Origin of the sequence: Bacteroides sp. An51A (assembly GCF_002161565.1) — a bacterium.
GTDB lineage: Bacteria > Bacteroidota > Bacteroidia > Bacteroidales > Bacteroidaceae > Phocaeicola > Phocaeicola intestinalis.
In genome coordinates this window covers 161,601-177,490 of the sequence record NZ_NFIC01000003.1, presented here as the reverse complement: position 1 = coordinate 177,490, position 15,890 = coordinate 161,601, and the positions used below count along the sequence as shown (strand labels likewise).

Genomic DNA, 15,890 nt, shown 5'->3' with positions numbered 1-15,890 from the left:
AAACAATGAGAAAATACGGATTATACATCTGGCTGTGCATGGCAACGCTGCTTTGCGGATGCAACCAGGAAGATGATGTGTTTGAAATATTCGCCAGCGGACAGACATGGCATTGGAGCGGTTCGTATGACACGACAAACTGGCAAGATGACAATAACTACACCTTGACAACCTCGAAAGATGACTTGGAGCAAATCAACAAAGACCCGGACAAGTTCATCATCCAATTTGCTGAAGACGGGAGCGTAACAGGACAAGGCGAATCGTTTACGTTTACCGGCACATGGAGTGCAGACGGAAATGACCGGAGTTTTTCGGTGAGGCTGACTCCCAACCATACCCCTAGCGGACGAGACAAGACGTTCTATGATGAAATCAGCAACGCACATTTTTATCGGGGAGATTCACAACTCATTAAACTATTTAATGCAGACAAGAACCACTATATACAATTTTACCCCGTCGGATTCAGAAACTAAAATAACACCTTATTATATATATGGAACCAAGCGACACCAAACAAGAAACATTAGACAGGCGATACATGCGCATGGCTACTATCTGGGCAGAAAACTCTTACTGCAACCGAAGAAAAGTAGGGGCACTGATTGTCAAAAACAAGATGATAATCTCGGATGGCTACAACGGGACACCTGCCGGATTTGAAAACGTATGCGAAGACGAACACGGACTGACCAAACCGTACGTATTGCATGCCGAAGCTAATGCCATCACCAAAATAGCCCGTTCGAACAACAGCAGCGAAGGAGCAACACTTTATGTCACCGCATCCCCTTGCATCGAATGTGCCAAGCTGATTATCCAAGCCGGCATCAAACGGGTAGTGTATGCCGAAAAATACCGGTTGGAAGATGGTATCGAACTCTTGAAACGTGCAAATATAGAAGTGATTTATTTAAACGAAGAAGCGTATGACAAATAACAACAAAAACCGGCTGATGCCTTTCCTGCTTGCCTTTTGTGTAGTGATAGGAATCTTAATCGGAACATTTTATGCCAACCATTTTTCAGGCAACAAACTGGGCATCATCAACACTTCATCCAACAAGCTGAACGCTCTGTTGCGTATCATAGATGACCAGTACGTAGACACTGTAAATATGTACGACCTGGTAGAAGAAGCCATGCCTCAAATACTCGGCGAATTGGACCCGCACTCGGCATACATCCCTGCCAAAGATTTAGAAACTGTCAATTCCGACCTGAAAGGCAGCTTCAGCGGTGTAGGCATACAGTTCACCATCCAAGACGATACCATCCACGTGAACAATGTAATCCCCGGTGGACCTTCGGAAAAAGTAGGTATGCTGGCAGGCGACCGTATCATTGAAGTAGACGACTCGGCTTTCGTGGGTGAAATAGTAACCAATACCGAAGCCATGCGACGCTTGAAAGGCGAAAAAGGAAGCACCGTCAAACTGGGTGTCTACCGCCCTGGTGAAGAAGAAATACTACACTTTACAGTTGTCCGTGGCGACATTCCGGTAAAAAGTATCGATGCCGCCTATATGGTCAATGACCAGTTTGGCTATATCAAAGTAAACAAGTTCGGAGAAACCACTTATCCGGAACTGCTGGTGGCACTTGCCAAACTGAACCGTTCCAACTACAAAGGACTGATTATCGACCTGCGTGGAAACACCGGAGGATATATGGCATCAGCTATCCAAATGATTAATGAGTTCTTGCCTGGAAACAGCCTGATAGTATATACAGAAGGACGTAAATCCCCACGCGAAAACTACACATCCAACGGTACTGGAAGCAGCCAAAGCATTCCGCTTGTCGTGCTGATGGACGAAGGATCGGCATCGGCAAGCGAAATATTTGCCGGAGCCATTCAAGACAATGACCGGGGTACCATCATCGGACGCCGCTCGTTTGGCAAAGGGCTTGTACAGCAACCTATCGAGTTCAGCGACGGTTCGGCTATCCGCCTGACCATTGCCCGCTATTACACTCCTTCGGGACGCTGTATCCAAAAGCCATACGTAAAAGGAAACGATTCAGAATACGAAATGGACTTGATTACCCGTTACGAACATGGCGAATTTTTCTCGGCAGACAGCATCAAGCAGAATACCCAGGAAATCTATCATACCCGGTTGGGACGGACTGTTTATGGAGGCGGAGGCATTATGCCAGATATCTTCGTTCCGCAAGACACCACAGGCATTACGACTTACTTCCGCATGGCCGCTGCACGGGGACTGATTATCAGATATACACTGGATTATACAGACAAGAACCGAAGCACGCTCCAGAAGTATACGACTCCCGACAGCATGGCCGACTACCTGAAAACCCAGAACCTGCTGGAAAAATTCGCATCGTATGCTGAAAAGAAAGGATTGAAACGCCGGAATATATTGATGTACAAATCCAAAAAACTGTTCGACGAAAACCTGTACGGAAACATCATATACAATGTTCTGGGCATCGAAGCATACATTGAATACAGCAACAAGACCGACAAAACCGTCTTGCAAGCTCTGGAAGTATTGGAAAAAGGAGAATCTTTCCCTAAAGCACCGGAAGAAGCAACCAATTGACCCAACACATCAAGCACATGCAGTCAAAGAAAGATATCAGAACCCGTATAGCACAAGAAAAAAAACAGCATACGACAGAAGAATTACACAATCTTTCTTCCAGGTTGTTTAGCCAGTTGGAAGCACATCCGCGCTTCCAACTGGCTAAAACCGTCTTGCTTTATCACTCTCTTCCCGATGAAGTACAGACACATGCATTCATAGAAAAATGGTATTCCCAAAAGGTAATTGTGCTGCCTGTAGTAAAGGGCAACGAACTTGAATTGCGCACATATAAAGGTGCAGACCAGTTGCAGACAGGTAGCTTCCACATCCAAGAACCCCTCGGAACAGCATTTCCTTCACCTGCCTCCATCGACCTTGCCATCATTCCAGGCGTATCTTTCGACCGGAGAGGCAACCGTTTAGGACGAGGCAAAGGATATTATGACCGTCTGCTCAACAAACTGAATGTATATAAAATAGGTATATGCTTCCAGTTCCAACTGACCGAGCCAGGACTTCCGACAGAAGACTCTGACATACCTATGGACGAAGTATGGACCGAAAACGGGAACGTTGCCTCTACCGGAAGACAATGTTGACTATTACCTGCGAACCGACTTGAGCATTCAAGTTACGTATCAGCAACGTCCGGCTCATTGACAACTCCTGCCGCAAGACCGACGACGACAAATGCACATACAAGACCTGGTTCTTGATATACAGATTCATCGTATAACGCGCAATGACGGGACCCACCACGTCTTTCCATGCCTCTATCAACCGGTATTCATTAAGTGGAGTCTCCAGACCTTCCTGCCTGAGCAAACGCCGGATAACATCCCCTACCTGCTCTGTATTGTTCCGTTTCATACGTCATCTTCTCCTTTCCGTTCCGACACACATCCGTCTACGACCTCAAACAGTTTATAATCCTCTCCCACCTCACGCAGAATCTTATCCAGATGCTCACGATTGGTATCGGTTATAAATATCTGACCGAAATTGTCTCCTGCCACCAGTTTGACAATCTGTTCCACACGCGATGCATCCAATTTATCAAATATATCATCCAACAATACAATGGGAACAGTATGGTTTCCTATCCGTTTCAAGAAATCGAACTGCGCCAGTTTCAATGCGATAAGATAGGTTTTATTCTGCCCTTGCGAACCTTCACGCTTGATGGGGAAATCACCCAGTTTCATAACCAAATCATCCTTATGCATACCTTTGGTAGAATACCCCAAAAGACGGTCGCGCTGCCGGCTCTCTTTCAGCAGCTGCAACAAGTCTCCCTCTCCCGCATGCGATTCATAGGTCAAACTTACCTGTTCCCGTTCCTGCGAAATATAGGCATAATACGACTGGAATACCGGTACAAATTCATCGACAAAGCTTTTCCGCTTCCGGTAAACGATTTCTCCCATCGCAGCCATTCCTTCTTCCCACAAGGTCATCAGTTCATCTTCCGGTTCCATTTCCGATTTCAATAAGGCATTACGCTGCTGCAAAGCCTTGTTATACCTGATCAGGGCATCCAGGTATTCACGGTCGAACTGCGAAATAACCACATCCATAAACCGGCGCCTTTCCTCGCTCCCTCCTGCTATCAACCACGAATCGGCAGGCGACACCATAACCAGAGGAATCAACCCTATATGGTCCGACAGGCGGGAATATTCCTTCTTATTACGTTTGAACTGCTTCTTCTGCCTACGTTTCAACCCACAATACACCTCTTCCGGTTCGCCCAGGCCATTCTCGTAAAATCCTTGTATCACAAAAAAGTCACGGTCATGAAAAATATTCTGCGAATCAATAGGGTTGGTAGCACTTTTGCAGAACGAAAGATAATACACCGCATCCATCAGGTTCGTTTTACCCATGCCATTCTTACCGATTATGCAATTCAACTTTCGGGAAAATCCCAGTTCTACCTGTTCCAGATTCTTGTAATTTAATATAGAAATGCGTTTTAACCACATAATTCATCCACTTTTAAGTCACAAAAATACGAATAAAAGGACGATTGATAAAAAAACATGCCCGCAAATTTCATTTATAACTATAAATAAATTACTTTTGCTGACCGAAATTGCATTGTGAGGAAAATAATAAAAAACAATAAGAAAGATGTCAAAACAAAATCAAACTCATGACCCATTGAATGTGGATGAAGCATTAAGCACTTCCGAAGCATTCCTGTTTAAGTACAAGAACCTGTTGATAGGTATCGTAGTAGCTATCGTAGTAATCGTATGCGGATTTCAGGCTTATACCCACTTTATCGGCGAGCCCAACGAGGTAAAAGCATCCGAAGCACTGTTTAAAGGCGAACAATATTTCGGAAACAACGATTTCGAGTCCGCCTTGAAAGGGGACAGCCTGGGATATGCAGGCTTTCTGAAAATAGCAGACGAGTACAGCGGAACAGATGCAGGAAATCTGGCTAATGTTTATGCCGGACTTTGCTACGCACAATTAGGCAAATACGAAGAAGCCACTACTTATCTCGACAAATTCAGTGCAGACGACTATATGGTAGCCCCGGCAATCATCGGTACTTTGGGTAACTGCTATGCACAGATGGGACAACTGGACAAGGCTGCAGCCACCCTACTGAAAGCTGCCCACAAAGCAAACAGCACAACCTTAAGCCCCATCTATCTGCTACAGGCAGGTCAGATTCTGGAAAAACAAGGCAAAAACGCCGAAGCTGTAGATGCTTACAAGGAAATCAAGACCCAATATGGCAACTCCTACCAAGCCATGAATATCGACAAGTATATCGAACGCGCTTCTATTAAATAAAGGTGGGAAAAGCATTCCATAGCGGAATCTTCCTACCAGCATGAGGCCAACGCAAATTATATAAACTAAATTGAATATCCGCAAACATGGATTGTTTGCGGATATTCATTAAACCAATTCTCACCATCTACCCAAAAATTCAAAAGCCATGTCAACAGCTTACCACAATCTCTCCGATTACGACACCAATGCCGTACCCGATGCTTCAAACATGCGTTTCGGAATCGTTGTATCCGAATGGAACTCTAACATTACCGGTGCCCTGCTGCAAGGAGCCGTAACTACTTTAAAAAAACATGGCGCAAAAGATGAAAACATCCTGACCGCAACCGTACCGGGCAGCTTCGAATTGACATACGGATGCTCCCAGTTCATCAAAAGCGGCAAAGTAGATGCAGTTATCGCCCTAGGATGCGTAGTGCGCGGCGATACGCCTCATTTCGATTATGTATGCATGGGAGCCACCCAAGGTATTACCTGTTTGAATGCAACCCATGACATCCCGGTACTCTTCGGCCTGCTTACAACCGATACCATGCAACAGGCAGAAGACCGCGCAGGTGGAAAATTAGGCAATAAAGGCGATGAATGTGCCATCGATGCAATAAAAATGATTGATTTTGCTTGCAAATTAAAAAAATAGCATTACCTTTGCAACGCATTTGAGAAAACGAGGGAATAAGCCAAATATTCCCTCTCAAAAAGGGCAAATACCAGAGTGGCCAAATGGGGCAGACTGTAAATCTGCTGGCTTACGCCTTCGGTGGTTCGAATCCATCTTTGCCCACTGATTTGCGGAAGTAGCTCAGTCGATAGAGCATTAGCCTTCCAAGCTGAGGGTCGCGGGTTTGAGTCCCGTCTTCCGCTCTATGAAAAGAGTGCTTTTATAAACGGGCAAGTACCAGAGTGGCCAAATGGGGCAGACTGTAAATCTGCTGGCTTACGCCTTCGGTGGTTCGAATCCATCCTTGCCCACTGATTTGCGGAAGTAGCTCAGTCGATAGAGCATTAGCCTTCCAAGCTGAGGGTCGCGGGTTTGAGTCCCGTCTTCCGCTCTCCAAAGAGACTATCTCGGATTTTCACGAGGTAGTCTCTGATTTTTTTATTGAATATCCGTTCATTTTATCCAATCCCGCATCATCCACATTTTCGTTAATCTGACGAAATCCGGCGGATATTCCACAGATTTTTCGTAAATCTGTATAAGGAATATACCTCTTTGAAATCAAGAGAGTTAGAAGAATTACCTCGTTTTCGGGTAATGAGTTGGTAACCGTTCTAATTGCCGTGGTCTGCATCGCTTTGCTTGTTCGGGAAACTCTTACGGTACAAAGGTATGAAAAATATTCAGACTGAAAGGATCATTCCAAAAATTATTTCAGTCTGGATATTTGGCATCCACCCTTATGCCGTTTTGGGCTTGAAGCAATTAACGAGCAAGGAAGCCACGGTAAAAGCTATTCCCGTCCAAACCACACCTGCCCATCCGTAATGTTGCCAAAACAGGCCTGAAACGAATGTACCAGCAGAGCCACCCAAGAAGTAAATGGTCATATAAACGGTATTGACACGATTGATAGCGGATGCGTCAAGGGAGACCACGCTGGTCTGATTTGACAAATGGATGCATTGCATTCCTGCATCAATCAAAAGGATGGCGATTATCATCCACAAGTAGCTGTCATTTCCAAAAAATGCCAACAACCATGCAGCCAAGATAACACATCCCCCGACAATGGAGAAGAACCTTACGCCGTACTTCTGGATATAGCCGCTAATGAATACAACCGTAGACGCACCTGCCAATCCGCACAAACCGAGTGCCCCGATAATATCGTCATCCGCAAAGAATGGCTCTTGCTTCATCCGGAAAGCAAGGCAACTCCACAACGCAAAGAACGAGCCATAAGCCAATGCCGCCCTCAACGAAGCGATACGCAAGTACGGGTATTTGGCAAGCAGACGCAACAAGGATTTCATCAGACCCGCATAATTTTCACGTGAATGAGCAGGCAGAACGGGAAGCATCTTGTAAATCATAAGAAAGCATCCGAGCATAAACACACAAGCCACAAAATAGACGGAACGCCATCCCCACATATCAGCCAGGAAACCACTTAACACCCGTGAGCCAAGAATGCCTATGAGCAGACAGGACTGTATAATCCCCACGTTGCGTACCTTGTGTGCGGGTGCTGAATGGAAAGACACCAACGGGATGAAGAACTGCGGCATAACCGAAGATGCTCCGGCAAGCAAGGATGCGCCCCACACCCAATAGATGTTAGGGGCAAGTGCTATGGCAAGCAATGCGCACGATGAAATGATATAATTGGTCAATATCAGCTGCTTTCGTGAAACCAAATCGCCAAGCGGAATGACAAACACAAGTCCGACTACATAACCTATCTGGGTCAATGTCGCAACCATGCTGGCAGAAAAGTCGCTTACCCCAAAATCCTTTGCCATGCTGCCCAACAAAGGCTGGTTGTAGTAGCAGTTGGCAACGGAAAGCCCGGTAGCGACTGCCATCAGAGCCAGCAGAGGTGCCGGAATGCCATGGTTTTCTCTCAATTCATATTTCATCATTTATTCCTCCTTTCAGTATGACACAACTTTCAATCCAATCAAGGAGGCAATGAGCGTGAACAGGAAGAAAAGCCGTATGGGAGTGGCCGGCTCTTTGAAAACGAATATCCCAATCAAGACCGTGCCGACCGCTCCGATACCCGTCCAAATGGCGTATGCCGTGCCCAAAGGCAAAGTCTGAACCGCTTTGGCAAGTAATGCCATACTCAATACCGTGGAAGCCAAGAAACCGCTTCCCCACAGATAAAAACCAATACCTGATGCCTCTCTCGTTTTTCCCAAGCAGAATGTAAGGCTTACCTCAAACAATCCTGCCAAAAATAAAATTATCCAATTCATACCTATGATTTATTAAATTCGGGTGCAAAAGTAAGCAAGTAATTTCTAACCGTTTTTTACATTTGGTAAAAACGGATTTTGCATTTGACAAAAAAAAACAGCCGTTAGCAGCTGTTTCTGTGCGCTATTTTATAATTTTGTACCACGACAAAATGACTTATGGATATAAAGGAAATCATCAACCAGAGATATGCCATGCCGGATGCGTCTTTGGACAAGTTGCGGCAATGCCTGACGGAAGTCTCATACCCAAAAGGATTCCAAGTGTTGGAATATGGCAAGATAGAAAAAGACATCTTTTTCATCAAGAAAGGCATTGTCCGCGCCTATACTTCGGTAGAGGGGAAAGAAATTACCTTTTGGGTCGGCAAGGAAGGGGCGACTATTGTTTCCATGAAAGGATATGTGAATGACGAACCGGGGTATGAAACAATGGAGCTGATGGAAAATTCTGTCTTAATATGTATTGGAAAGGAAAAAACTGAAAGAGTTATTCTTGGAGGATTTGCACATAGCCAATTGGGGACGGCGTTATGCGGAAATGGAACTGCTTGCTGCCGAGGAACGGCTGATTTCCATGTTGTCAGCCGTCGCCTCGGAACGGTATCACGAGTTGTTGGAGAAAGAGCCTGATTTGTTACAGCGGTTGCCGTTAGGAAGTATCGCCACCTATTTAGGCATCACACAGGCAAGTTTGAGTAGGATTCGGGCACAAATAAAATGACGTTTCAACCAACTGAGGATAGCAAGCGGTTTTGGTCTGCCCCAAACACAAACTTGCTATTTTTCCGTTGGTATTGTTTATAATCCCATGCCCTTGCCTCTCCTAAGCGGTTCAACCGTCCTTTTAACGGATGAGAACAGCCTGCCAAACTGCTCCTTGAACCACTCTCCAATCACTTGCCCGTTGATGGCAAGTGCAAGCTTGGACTTGTCTTTCGGGTCTTTTACCACTTGGAAGCCTGCTTCCTCGGTCGTGAACTTCCGCCTGTGCTCTTCCGAATAGAGCTCGCCCTCGTAGAACAGCGGTTTGCCGCTGATGAGCGTGGCAGTCTGCCTTTCGTTGAAGCCGACTTTCAGACAGAACCTCTCCATGTACACCAACTCTTGGAACAGCGGAAACCACTTCTTGGCTTTTTGGATAATGGACTTCAGGAATGACACTTCCCTTTGGTGTTCCGCTTCCTTGTCCGCCATTTCTCTGCGGTGCTTGGCTTGCAGTTCCATCAGTTGACGGCTGTGTTCATCCTGCTGCCGCTGCATCTGTTGTTGCAACAACTCGATGCTCTCGTCACGGGCGGCAACCTCGCCTTGCAAGGTTCGGTTGTCGGCTTCCAACTCTTTCAATTTGCCGCTGCCCAAAAGAGAACCTACTTTTGCCACGAGTGCCGCTTTCGCCTCGGTCTTGGCGGCTTCCAGCTTCTCCGACTTGATTTCTTTTTTGACTTCGTCAAGTTCCTGCTTTGCCTGTTGGCATTCGGTCTGCAACTGCTGCACGTTGGCTTCAAGCTCTCCCGTCTGCCGTTTCAGGTCACGGTAGTATTGGGCGGTGGTTGTGTGCCGTGCTTCCGAACCTCGTATGCCACGCTGCAATCCGTACTTCGCCATCGCTGCGGCATAGCTGTCATGATAGGCAACAAGCCTTTCACGGCTCATGAGGTCGTCAGCACACAAACGCACGGCGTTGGCTTTCTTGCGGTAGGTGCGTTTGCCCTCCGCCTGCTTCTTCCTCGCTTTCCTGCGCTCTCCCGTTACTATCGGCACAACCGTTGCATGAATATGCGGCGTGTGCTCGTCCATGTGCAGCACTGCCGATACGGTGTTCTCCTTTCCGAACGTGCGGTGTAGCCATTGCAGATTGTCATCGCACCATTCGTTCAGTCTGCCCTCGTCCTGCACTCTTATCATGTCCTCGTGCGTACCCGAAAGCACGATGCGGATTGCCCGTACTTGGTCGGGCGTTATCTTCCTCTTGATGCCAGCCGTGCGGATGCGGTGGCTTATAGCCTCGGTGCGGTCAGCCACACCGTCGGGAAACTCTACCAGTTCACGGTTGAGGTGGGTGCGTGTGGGGTCTGCGTTCTTGGGCGTAGTCTTGCGTTCGATGTGGTCGGATGCGCCCGTGTCAGCCGAACCTTTCGCCTTGTTGATTTGGATGCTTATGTATCCCATGTTCGTTTCTTGTTTTAGAGGTTATACAAACTTGTCTGTCGGTGTCCGCCTGCCTGCGGTTATAGCCGCACGGGGCAAACGGGGTGTCCAGAGGGGTACGCCCCCGCTGGCTCATTGGGGCGTTTTTAGCATTAGCGTCAGCGGTGCGTGAAGAAAACGCCCTAATGAGCTATGGCTTTTTGTTTCCCAAAAGCCTGCGGCGGCGTCAGCGGTAATGTCGGCGGACATTGGTTGCCTTTTCTTTTCGCCAGTGACATCGGTTTCCCCTTGTCGGTCGGCAAACCGGAAGTCCGTCCGACCTGTCTGCGAATAGCGATGTTCACCTCTGTTGCTTCTCCGGCGGACTTGATGAGGGGTGAAAATCCGATGAATTGATGATTGGATAGTCTAATATTCTGACAGCTAATGGAATAACCTTTCATCAGCGTTTCATCAAACCGCTCGCCAAAAGAAAAGTGATGAATGGCGTTGTGCTGCCTTTCTCTTTTCATCAGCCAAATCCTTTTGTTGAGTGTTTGATGAGGATGTAAGTTGCTGTTATTCTTTATGTTTATATATGCTTTCATCATTTCATCAAAATATCAAAGCATTTCCAACTGCGATTTGCTTACCGTGTAGTAGCGTCCAATTCTCCTGACGGGTGAATAGCGGCATTCGCGGTTGTAATCGTATTGGTAGGTGGTATAGGAAAGCGAATTGGATGCAGGAGCCAGCTTCCAGCATTCCTGCACCACTTTCCGAACCTGCGACTTCTCCACCTTTACTTGAGAGCAGACGAGCAACGGGATAATGTCATTGAGGCAAAAAGAAACAGAACTGATGCCCACGCTTGCCATGATGTCGAGCAGCAGTTCCGCCATCTCTATCTCCAAACGGTTGCGGTTGCTTCGGATTATCTTCCGCAGGGCATCCGTTTCCAGCCGCTTCGGATTGAACCACATACGGCTTTCTTTCTCGGTGGAGAGTGTACGGTTGCATAGGAAGTGCAGGAAAGCGGGGATTTCCGCTTTCAGCTTTTGCAGGAAGTCGGTGTCATCACTCCGTAGCGGCACAATCTTCCGCACCCAATAGCGTGTCTCGCCAGCGTCAATGATGACAGGCAGGTGTTCGTTGTTGGAGCAAAGCACGAACTTGGCGAAGAAGCCTATCTCGTCACGGTCTTTCCCTTTTGCCTCCACCTTGTAGGACAGTGTGGTGCTGAGATTCTTCAATCGCTCGCTGTCCTCACGGCGGTTGAGCAGCACTTCGTCCACCATGATGAGCAGTTTGCCCGCCCAATCTGAATTGAACTGGCTGCGGAAATCCTCGTTGGTGTTGAACGTCACGTTGTTTTGGAATACGGCTTTCAGGAAGTTCAGGAACGTGCTTTTGCCCGTGTTCCTCTCTTCGGACACGAGCAACAGGATGGGCAGCTTCTGAACGGGGTAAAGATATAGCAGTTGCAGGTAATCCATCCCCAACTCATACTGTTCGCCGAAGATGTGTTCCACCAACGAGCGGATACAAAGGAAGTCGCCTTGTCGGGGAACGTGGCTTATCGGCTCGTAAAGGTTGAGGAACTTGCCGACTACTGGCTTGTAGCCCACATGGTCGGGTACGGTGCAGAAGCCGTCATACTTCGGAACACTTGCCATGTAGTCCTTGCCGTAGTCCTGCCGCAGGGTCTCGGAGTTCCATGCGATGCGCTTCCTCACATAGCCGCCGTCAATTCGGGGCTGGTCCACAATTTTGTAGAGCGTTGTGCCTACACGGATAAATTCTTCTTTCTTTTCCATGTTTCAAATATAGTTTTTTGTGCCGCCGACACCTTGTCGGCAGGCGGGTTGAACATGGGTGCAAAGCTACGGCATGACGGTTAAAACCTTGATACGTAAAACGATGCAGAACGGCGCAAAAGAAACCGACGGATAAGAAAATGCAGTAAGATGGGCAATATCAGTCATCAAAAGGCGAAAAGAAAAAGCCCGAAGAAGCGGAAAATGGTACTTCTTCGGGCAGACTTGGATTGTGTGAGTGCATGGGCGTAGTGACACGCAACCGCACTCGCTAACACTTACACGATATGCTGTTACCTAACGAAAGCCAAAGCATTTGTCTGTCTTTTCGCAAGCACAGCCTTTCCAGCAAGACATTACGCACTCTTGCGGCATTGGATGTGTTGATACGGAAAGCCAGTGCCATTACCATTGGCAGCGCATACACTTCCAAATAATAACCGTTTGGCAGCCTGATGCGCCTTTCCACTTCGCAAGATTGCAACACTCCGCTCCTATACACGGCTCGGACGGCGGCACGGAGTGTCGGGGCGATTACATCAAACAGCGTTACCAACTCCATTTCGCTCATCCACACATTGGCTATATCGGACGGTACGGCAACCCTGCCGCTTCCGTCCATCGTGATTGTTGCCCGTTTCATATCCCTGCCACCTTGATGTTGCCGAATGACTTGCTCAACTTGTCGCCCAGCATCGTGAGGTCGTTATCCAGCTTCTCCACGGTTATCTTCGCATAGATTTGGGTCGTTTCGATGTTCGTATGTCCCAAAATGCGGCTTACGCTTTCTATCGGCATACCCTTGCAGAGAGCCAGGGTTGCGAATCCATGACGTGAGCAATGAAATAGAACCCCCAAAGCAGCCGTCAGCAAACAAGTGATGATAAAACGCAACCCGTTTGAAATGAGCGGTTTCGCATTATTCTGCCGGATGCCGGAAACGCAACGGAGTGCGGAATACTGAGGCATTTCAGTTACCAAGCCGTTAGCCGCCTGTTACCGAAGTAAGGACAGGTAACGCACGGAAAATGAAATTGTTGTGCGCCCGTGCCGATTGCGCCGATACGCACTGTTCTGCAAATCAAGGAACGCTTGCACTCAACTTAACTTTGCAACAAAAAAGTGTGAGCGTATGAAAATCGAGAAATTCAAGGTGCTGCTCTACCTGAAAAAGAGCGGAACGGACAAGTCGGGCAAAGCCCCGATAATGGGAAGGATAACGGTGAACCGCACGATGGCGCAGTTCGGCTGCAAGCTGTCGTGCAGGCCGGAGTTGTGGAACGCGAGGGAAAGCCGTCTGGACGGCAAGAGCCGCGAGGCGGTGGAGGCCAACGCGAAATTGGACAAGTTGCTGCTTGCGGTCAATGCGGCATTTGATACGTTGGTGGAGCGTGGGCAGGACTTTGACGCTACGGCAGTCAAGGACTTGTTCCAAGGCAGTATGGATACGCAGATGACCCTGCTGAGAATGACCGACCGCATCTGCGAGGACTTGAAGGCACGTATCGGCATCGACCGTGCCAAAGGAACCTACCCCGGCTATTACTACATGAGAAGGACATTGGGCGAATTCATCGAGTGGCAGTTCAAGACGAAGGACATCGCTTTTGGGCAACTTTCCGAACAGTTCATACACGACTACCAGAACTTCGTGATGGACGTGAAAGGCTTGGCGGTGGACACCGTGCGCCACTATCTCGCCATCTTGAAAAAGGTATGCCGCATCGCCTACAAGGAGGGGCATGCCGAAAGATGTCATTTCGCCAATTTCACCTTACCGCAAAAGACAGAGCGTACACCGAGGGCGTTGAGCCGTGAGGACTTCGAGAAGATACGCGATGTGGAGATACCCGCATGGCGCACCACGCACATCCTTGTGCGTGACCTCTTCCTGTTTGCCTGTTATACGGGAACCGCCTATGCGGATGCGGTGAGCGTCACAAGGGACAATCTGTACACCGATGACGAGGGATGCCTTTGGCTGAAATACCGCCGCCAGAAGAACGAGCTTCGGGCGAGCGTGAAACTGCTGCCGGAAGCACTCGCCCTGATTGAGAAGTACCATGACGAAAACCGCCCGACGCTGTTCCCGATGATATACCATCCGAACCTCCGTCGGCACATGAAATCACTTGCCGTCCTTGCAGGGGTGAGCAGCACCTTGTGCTACCATCAGGCACGTCACTCCTTCGCCTCGCTGATTACTCTGGAGGCCGGAGTGCCGATTGAAACCATCAGCCGGATGCTGGGACATTCCGATATAACCACAACCCAAGTTTATGCCCGTGTCACCCCGAAGAAGCTCTTTGAGGACATGGACAAGTACATAGAAGCGACCAAAGACTTGAAACTAATCCTTTAATCCTAAAAACATTACCATTATGCGCAGTACATTTTCCATATTACCGTATATCAACCGGAACAAGGTGAAGGCGGACGGCACGACCTCCGTCCTGTGCCGCATCACCATAGACGGCAAGAGTTCCACGATGGCGACGGGCATCTATTGCCGTCCGGAGGATTGGAACAGCAGGACAGGAACCATCCGCACCGTCAGAGAGAACAACCGCCTGCAGGAGTTCCGCAAGTCCGTCGGGCTTGCCTACGATGAGATTTTGAAGAAACAGAACGTGGTGAGCGCCGAACTGCTCAAAAATACATTGGCGAAAAGGGCGGTCATCCCCACCAAGCTGTTGCAGATGGGCGAAAGGGAACGCGAACGGCTGCTTGCCCGTTCAAAGGAGATAAACTCCACGTCCACCTACCGCCATTCGGGGTATTACCAGAAGTACCTGAAAGACTACCTCACCTCGTTGGGCAAGGAGGACATTGACTTCACCGACATCACGGAGGACTTCGGCAGTTCCTACAAGGCGTTCATGAAGCGCAACAAGAACTTCAGCACACAGCAAATCAACAAGTGCCTTTGTTGGCTGAGCAAGCTGGTGTACCTCGCAGTGGACTACGAGATACTCCGAGCCAACCCGTTGGAGGACATGGAATACGAGAAGAAGCCCGCGCCGAAGCACAGGCACATCAGCCGTGCGGAGCTGAAAGCCATCCTCGAAACCCCGATGCTCGACCCGTTGCAGGAACTTGGGCGCAGGGCGTTCCTGTTTTCGAGCTTCACGGGCTTGGCGTATGTGGACATCATGCTGCTCCATCCGCACCATATCGGCAGGACGGCGGACGGCAGACGTTACATCCGCATCAACCGCAAGAAAACCAATGTGGAGGCGTTCATCCCCCTGCACCCGATAGCGGAACAGATACTCGACCTCTACAACACCACGGACGACACCAAGCCCGTGTTCCCGCTTCCGAGCCGTGACGAGATGTGGTTTGAGATACATGAGCTGGGCGTTGCGATAGGGCGGAAAGAAAACTTGTCCTACCATCAAAGCAGGCACTCCTTCGGAACGTTCTTAATTTCAGAGGGAATACCCATCGAAAGCATCGCCAAGATGATGGGGCATTCCGGTATAAGAACCACCCAACGGTATGCGGAGATTACGGACAAGAAGATATCCAAGGACATGGACAACCTGATGGCGGTCAGAATGATGTACGGAACAGGCAAATGGTACAAAAGGCAAGGATTGCCAAAAGAAACAGACCTTAATAATGAGCAAATTGGGAAATGATT

16 protein-coding genes, 4 tRNA genes and 2 pseudogenes are annotated in these 15,890 nt (G+C 48.5%); 13 read left to right on the top strand and 9 right to left on the bottom strand.

Annotated features, from left to right (window positions below):
- The first annotated feature begins 5 nt into the window (after window positions 1–5).
- The 4 genes from B5G04_RS07075 to B5G04_RS07060 are packed head-to-tail and all read left to right on the top strand — an operon-like array spanning window position 6 to window position 3,157.
- On the top strand, window positions 6–479 hold the full coding sequence (locus tag B5G04_RS07075) for a DUF4847 family protein (protein ID WP_022040049.1): 474 nt from the start codon (window positions 6–8) through the stop codon (window positions 477–479).
- 20 nt (window positions 480–499) lie between these two features.
- Window positions 500–943, top strand: a complete 444-nt coding sequence (locus B5G04_RS07070; protein ID WP_022040050.1) for a dCMP deaminase family protein — start codon at window positions 500–502, stop codon at window positions 941–943.
- Window positions 933–2,573, top strand: a complete 1,641-nt coding sequence (locus B5G04_RS07065) for a S41 family peptidase (RefSeq protein WP_087396498.1) — start codon at window positions 933–935, stop codon at window positions 2,571–2,573. Before B5G04_RS07070 ends, B5G04_RS07065 begins: the two co-directional genes overlap by 11 nt.
- A gap of 17 nt (window positions 2,574–2,590) precedes the next feature.
- Entirely contained in the window at window positions 2,591–3,157 is a 567-nt protein-coding gene (locus B5G04_RS07060) for a 5-formyltetrahydrofolate cyclo-ligase (RefSeq protein WP_087207449.1), read from the top strand.
- Here the strand turns inward: B5G04_RS07060 and B5G04_RS07055 are convergent.
- Together B5G04_RS07055 and recF are read right to left on the bottom strand one after the other, a co-directional pair.
- A complete protein-coding gene (locus B5G04_RS07055; protein ID WP_022040052.1) occupies window positions 3,138–3,428 on the bottom strand; it encodes a DUF721 domain-containing protein in 291 nt (96 codons plus the stop codon). The genes B5G04_RS07060 and B5G04_RS07055 overlap by 20 nt on opposite strands.
- Window positions 3,425–4,543, bottom strand: coding sequence for a DNA replication and repair protein RecF (gene recF / locus B5G04_RS07050; protein ID WP_022040053.1), 1,119 nt, complete (start codon window positions 4,541–4,543; stop codon window positions 3,425–3,427). The genes B5G04_RS07055 and recF overlap by 4 nt, the downstream gene beginning before the upstream one ends.
- Window positions 4,544–4,691: 148 nt before the next feature.
- Here recF and B5G04_RS07045 point away from each other — a divergent pair, with 148 nt between their 5' ends.
- The 6 genes from B5G04_RS07045 to B5G04_RS07020 all read left to right on the top strand — a co-directional run bounded on the left by B5G04_RS07045 (window position 4,692) and on the right by B5G04_RS07020 (window position 6,424).
- Window positions 4,692–5,369 carry a tetratricopeptide repeat protein gene (locus B5G04_RS07045; protein WP_022040054.1) on the top strand — a complete coding sequence of 226 codons (678 nt, stop codon included), beginning with the start codon at window positions 4,692–4,694 and terminating at the stop codon, window positions 5,367–5,369.
- Window positions 5,370–5,517: 148 nt separating this feature from the next.
- Window positions 5,518–6,012, top strand: coding sequence for a 6,7-dimethyl-8-ribityllumazine synthase (gene ribH / locus B5G04_RS07040; protein ID WP_022040055.1), 495 nt, complete (start codon window positions 5,518–5,520; stop codon window positions 6,010–6,012).
- 61 nt (window positions 6,013–6,073) lie between these two features.
- Window positions 6,074–6,156: transfer RNA gene (locus tag B5G04_RS07035), tRNA-Tyr, on the top strand.
- 7 nt (window positions 6,157–6,163) lie between these two features.
- Window positions 6,164–6,236 (top strand) — tRNA-Gly (locus B5G04_RS07030).
- Window positions 6,237–6,261: 25 nt separating this feature from the next.
- A tRNA-Tyr gene (locus tag B5G04_RS07025) sits at window positions 6,262–6,344 on the top strand.
- Between the two features lie 7 nt (window positions 6,345–6,351).
- Window positions 6,352–6,424, top strand: a tRNA-Gly gene (locus B5G04_RS07020).
- A gap of 349 nt (window positions 6,425–6,773) precedes the next feature.
- Here B5G04_RS07020 and B5G04_RS07010 read toward each other — a convergent pair.
- A complete protein-coding gene (locus tag B5G04_RS07010; protein WP_087396708.1) occupies window positions 6,774–7,955 on the bottom strand; it encodes an MFS transporter in 1,182 nt (393 codons plus the stop codon).
- Between the two features lie 15 nt (window positions 7,956–7,970).
- Window positions 7,971–8,297 carry a multidrug efflux SMR transporter gene (locus B5G04_RS07005; protein ID WP_021928755.1) on the bottom strand — a complete coding sequence of 109 codons (327 nt, stop codon included), beginning with the start codon at window positions 8,295–8,297 and terminating at the stop codon, window positions 7,971–7,973.
- Window positions 8,298–8,456: 159 nt separating this feature from the next.
- Here B5G04_RS07005 and B5G04_RS07000 point away from each other — a divergent pair.
- Window positions 8,457–9,021, top strand: a pseudogene (locus B5G04_RS07000) (cyclic nucleotide-binding domain-containing protein).
- A gap of 77 nt (window positions 9,022–9,098) precedes the next feature.
- On the opposite strand, the gene mobV reads toward B5G04_RS07000, so the two are convergent.
- The 5 genes and pseudogenes from mobV to B5G04_RS19305 form a co-directional block, all read right to left on the bottom strand.
- Window positions 9,099–10,469, bottom strand: a complete 1,371-nt coding sequence (mobV, locus tag B5G04_RS06995) for a MobV family relaxase (protein ID WP_087396494.1) — start codon at window positions 10,467–10,469, stop codon at window positions 9,099–9,101.
- A 161-nt stretch (window positions 10,470–10,630) separates the two neighbouring features.
- Entirely contained in the window at window positions 10,631–10,960 is a 330-nt protein-coding gene (locus B5G04_RS06990; protein WP_143270440.1) for a hypothetical protein, read from the bottom strand.
- 90 nt (window positions 10,961–11,050) lie between these two features.
- Complete coding sequence (locus B5G04_RS06985; RefSeq protein WP_087396489.1) at window positions 11,051–12,244, bottom strand: DUF5906 domain-containing protein; 1,194 nt, start codon at window positions 12,242–12,244, stop codon at window positions 11,051–11,053.
- 271 nt (window positions 12,245–12,515) lie between these two features.
- On the bottom strand, window positions 12,516–12,887 hold the full coding sequence (locus B5G04_RS06980; RefSeq protein ID WP_072546079.1) for a hypothetical protein: 372 nt from the start codon (window positions 12,885–12,887) through the stop codon (window positions 12,516–12,518).
- A pseudogene (locus B5G04_RS19305) lies at window positions 12,884–13,090 on the bottom strand (tyrosine-type recombinase/integrase); the annotation flags it as partial. The pseudogene B5G04_RS19305 and the gene B5G04_RS06980, both read right to left, overlap by 4 nt.
- A gap of 286 nt (window positions 13,091–13,376) precedes the next feature.
- On the opposite strand from B5G04_RS19305, the gene B5G04_RS06970 reads away from it, so the two are divergent.
- Complete coding sequence (locus B5G04_RS06970; protein ID WP_087396483.1) at window positions 13,377–14,606, top strand: site-specific integrase; 1,230 nt, start codon at window positions 13,377–13,379, stop codon at window positions 14,604–14,606.
- Window positions 14,607–14,625: 19 nt separating this feature from the next.
- On the top strand, window positions 14,626–15,888 hold the full coding sequence (locus B5G04_RS06965; protein ID WP_087396481.1) for a site-specific integrase: 1,263 nt from the start codon (window positions 14,626–14,628) through the stop codon (window positions 15,886–15,888).
- The last annotated feature ends 2 nt before the right edge of the window (window positions 15,889–15,890 follow it).

Bases quoted from the DNA above. Each gene is read 5' to 3' on its own strand.
- B5G04_RS07075 (WP_022040049.1), top strand. From the start codon at position 6: ATGAGAAAATACGGATTATACATCTGGCTGTGCATGGCAACGCTGCTT.
- B5G04_RS07070 (WP_022040050.1), top strand. From the start codon at position 500: ATGGAACCAAGCGACACCAAACAAGAAACATTAGACAGGCGATACATG.
- B5G04_RS07065 (WP_087396498.1), top strand. From the start codon at position 933: ATGACAAATAACAACAAAAACCGGCTGATGCCTTTCCTGCTTGCCTTT.
- B5G04_RS07060 (WP_087207449.1), top strand. From the start codon at position 2,591: ATGCAGTCAAAGAAAGATATCAGAACCCGTATAGCACAAGAAAAAAAA.
- B5G04_RS07055 (WP_022040052.1), bottom strand. From the start codon at position 3,428: ATGAAACGGAACAATACAGAGCAGGTAGGGGATGTTATCCGGCGTTTG.
- recF (WP_022040053.1), bottom strand. From the start codon at position 4,543: ATGTGGTTAAAACGCATTTCTATATTAAATTACAAGAATCTGGAACAG.
- B5G04_RS07045 (WP_022040054.1), top strand. From the start codon at position 4,692: ATGTCAAAACAAAATCAAACTCATGACCCATTGAATGTGGATGAAGCA.
- ribH (WP_022040055.1), top strand. From the start codon at position 5,518: ATGTCAACAGCTTACCACAATCTCTCCGATTACGACACCAATGCCGTA.
- B5G04_RS07010 (WP_087396708.1), bottom strand. From the start codon at position 7,955: ATGAAATATGAATTGAGAGAAAACCATGGCATTCCGGCACCTCTGCTG.
- B5G04_RS07005 (WP_021928755.1), bottom strand. From the start codon at position 8,297: ATGAATTGGATAATTTTATTTTTGGCAGGATTGTTTGAGGTAAGCCTT.
- mobV (WP_087396494.1), bottom strand. From the start codon at position 10,469: ATGGGATACATAAGCATCCAAATCAACAAGGCGAAAGGTTCGGCTGAC.
- B5G04_RS06990 (WP_143270440.1), bottom strand. From the start codon at position 10,960: ATGAAAAGAGAAAGGCAGCACAACGCCATTCATCACTTTTCTTTTGGC.
- B5G04_RS06985 (WP_087396489.1), bottom strand. From the start codon at position 12,244: ATGGAAAAGAAAGAAGAATTTATCCGTGTAGGCACAACGCTCTACAAA.
- B5G04_RS06980 (WP_072546079.1), bottom strand. From the start codon at position 12,887: ATGAAACGGGCAACAATCACGATGGACGGAAGCGGCAGGGTTGCCGTA.
- B5G04_RS06970 (WP_087396483.1), top strand. From the start codon at position 13,377: ATGAAAATCGAGAAATTCAAGGTGCTGCTCTACCTGAAAAAGAGCGGA.
- B5G04_RS06965 (WP_087396481.1), top strand. From the start codon at position 14,626: ATGCGCAGTACATTTTCCATATTACCGTATATCAACCGGAACAAGGTG.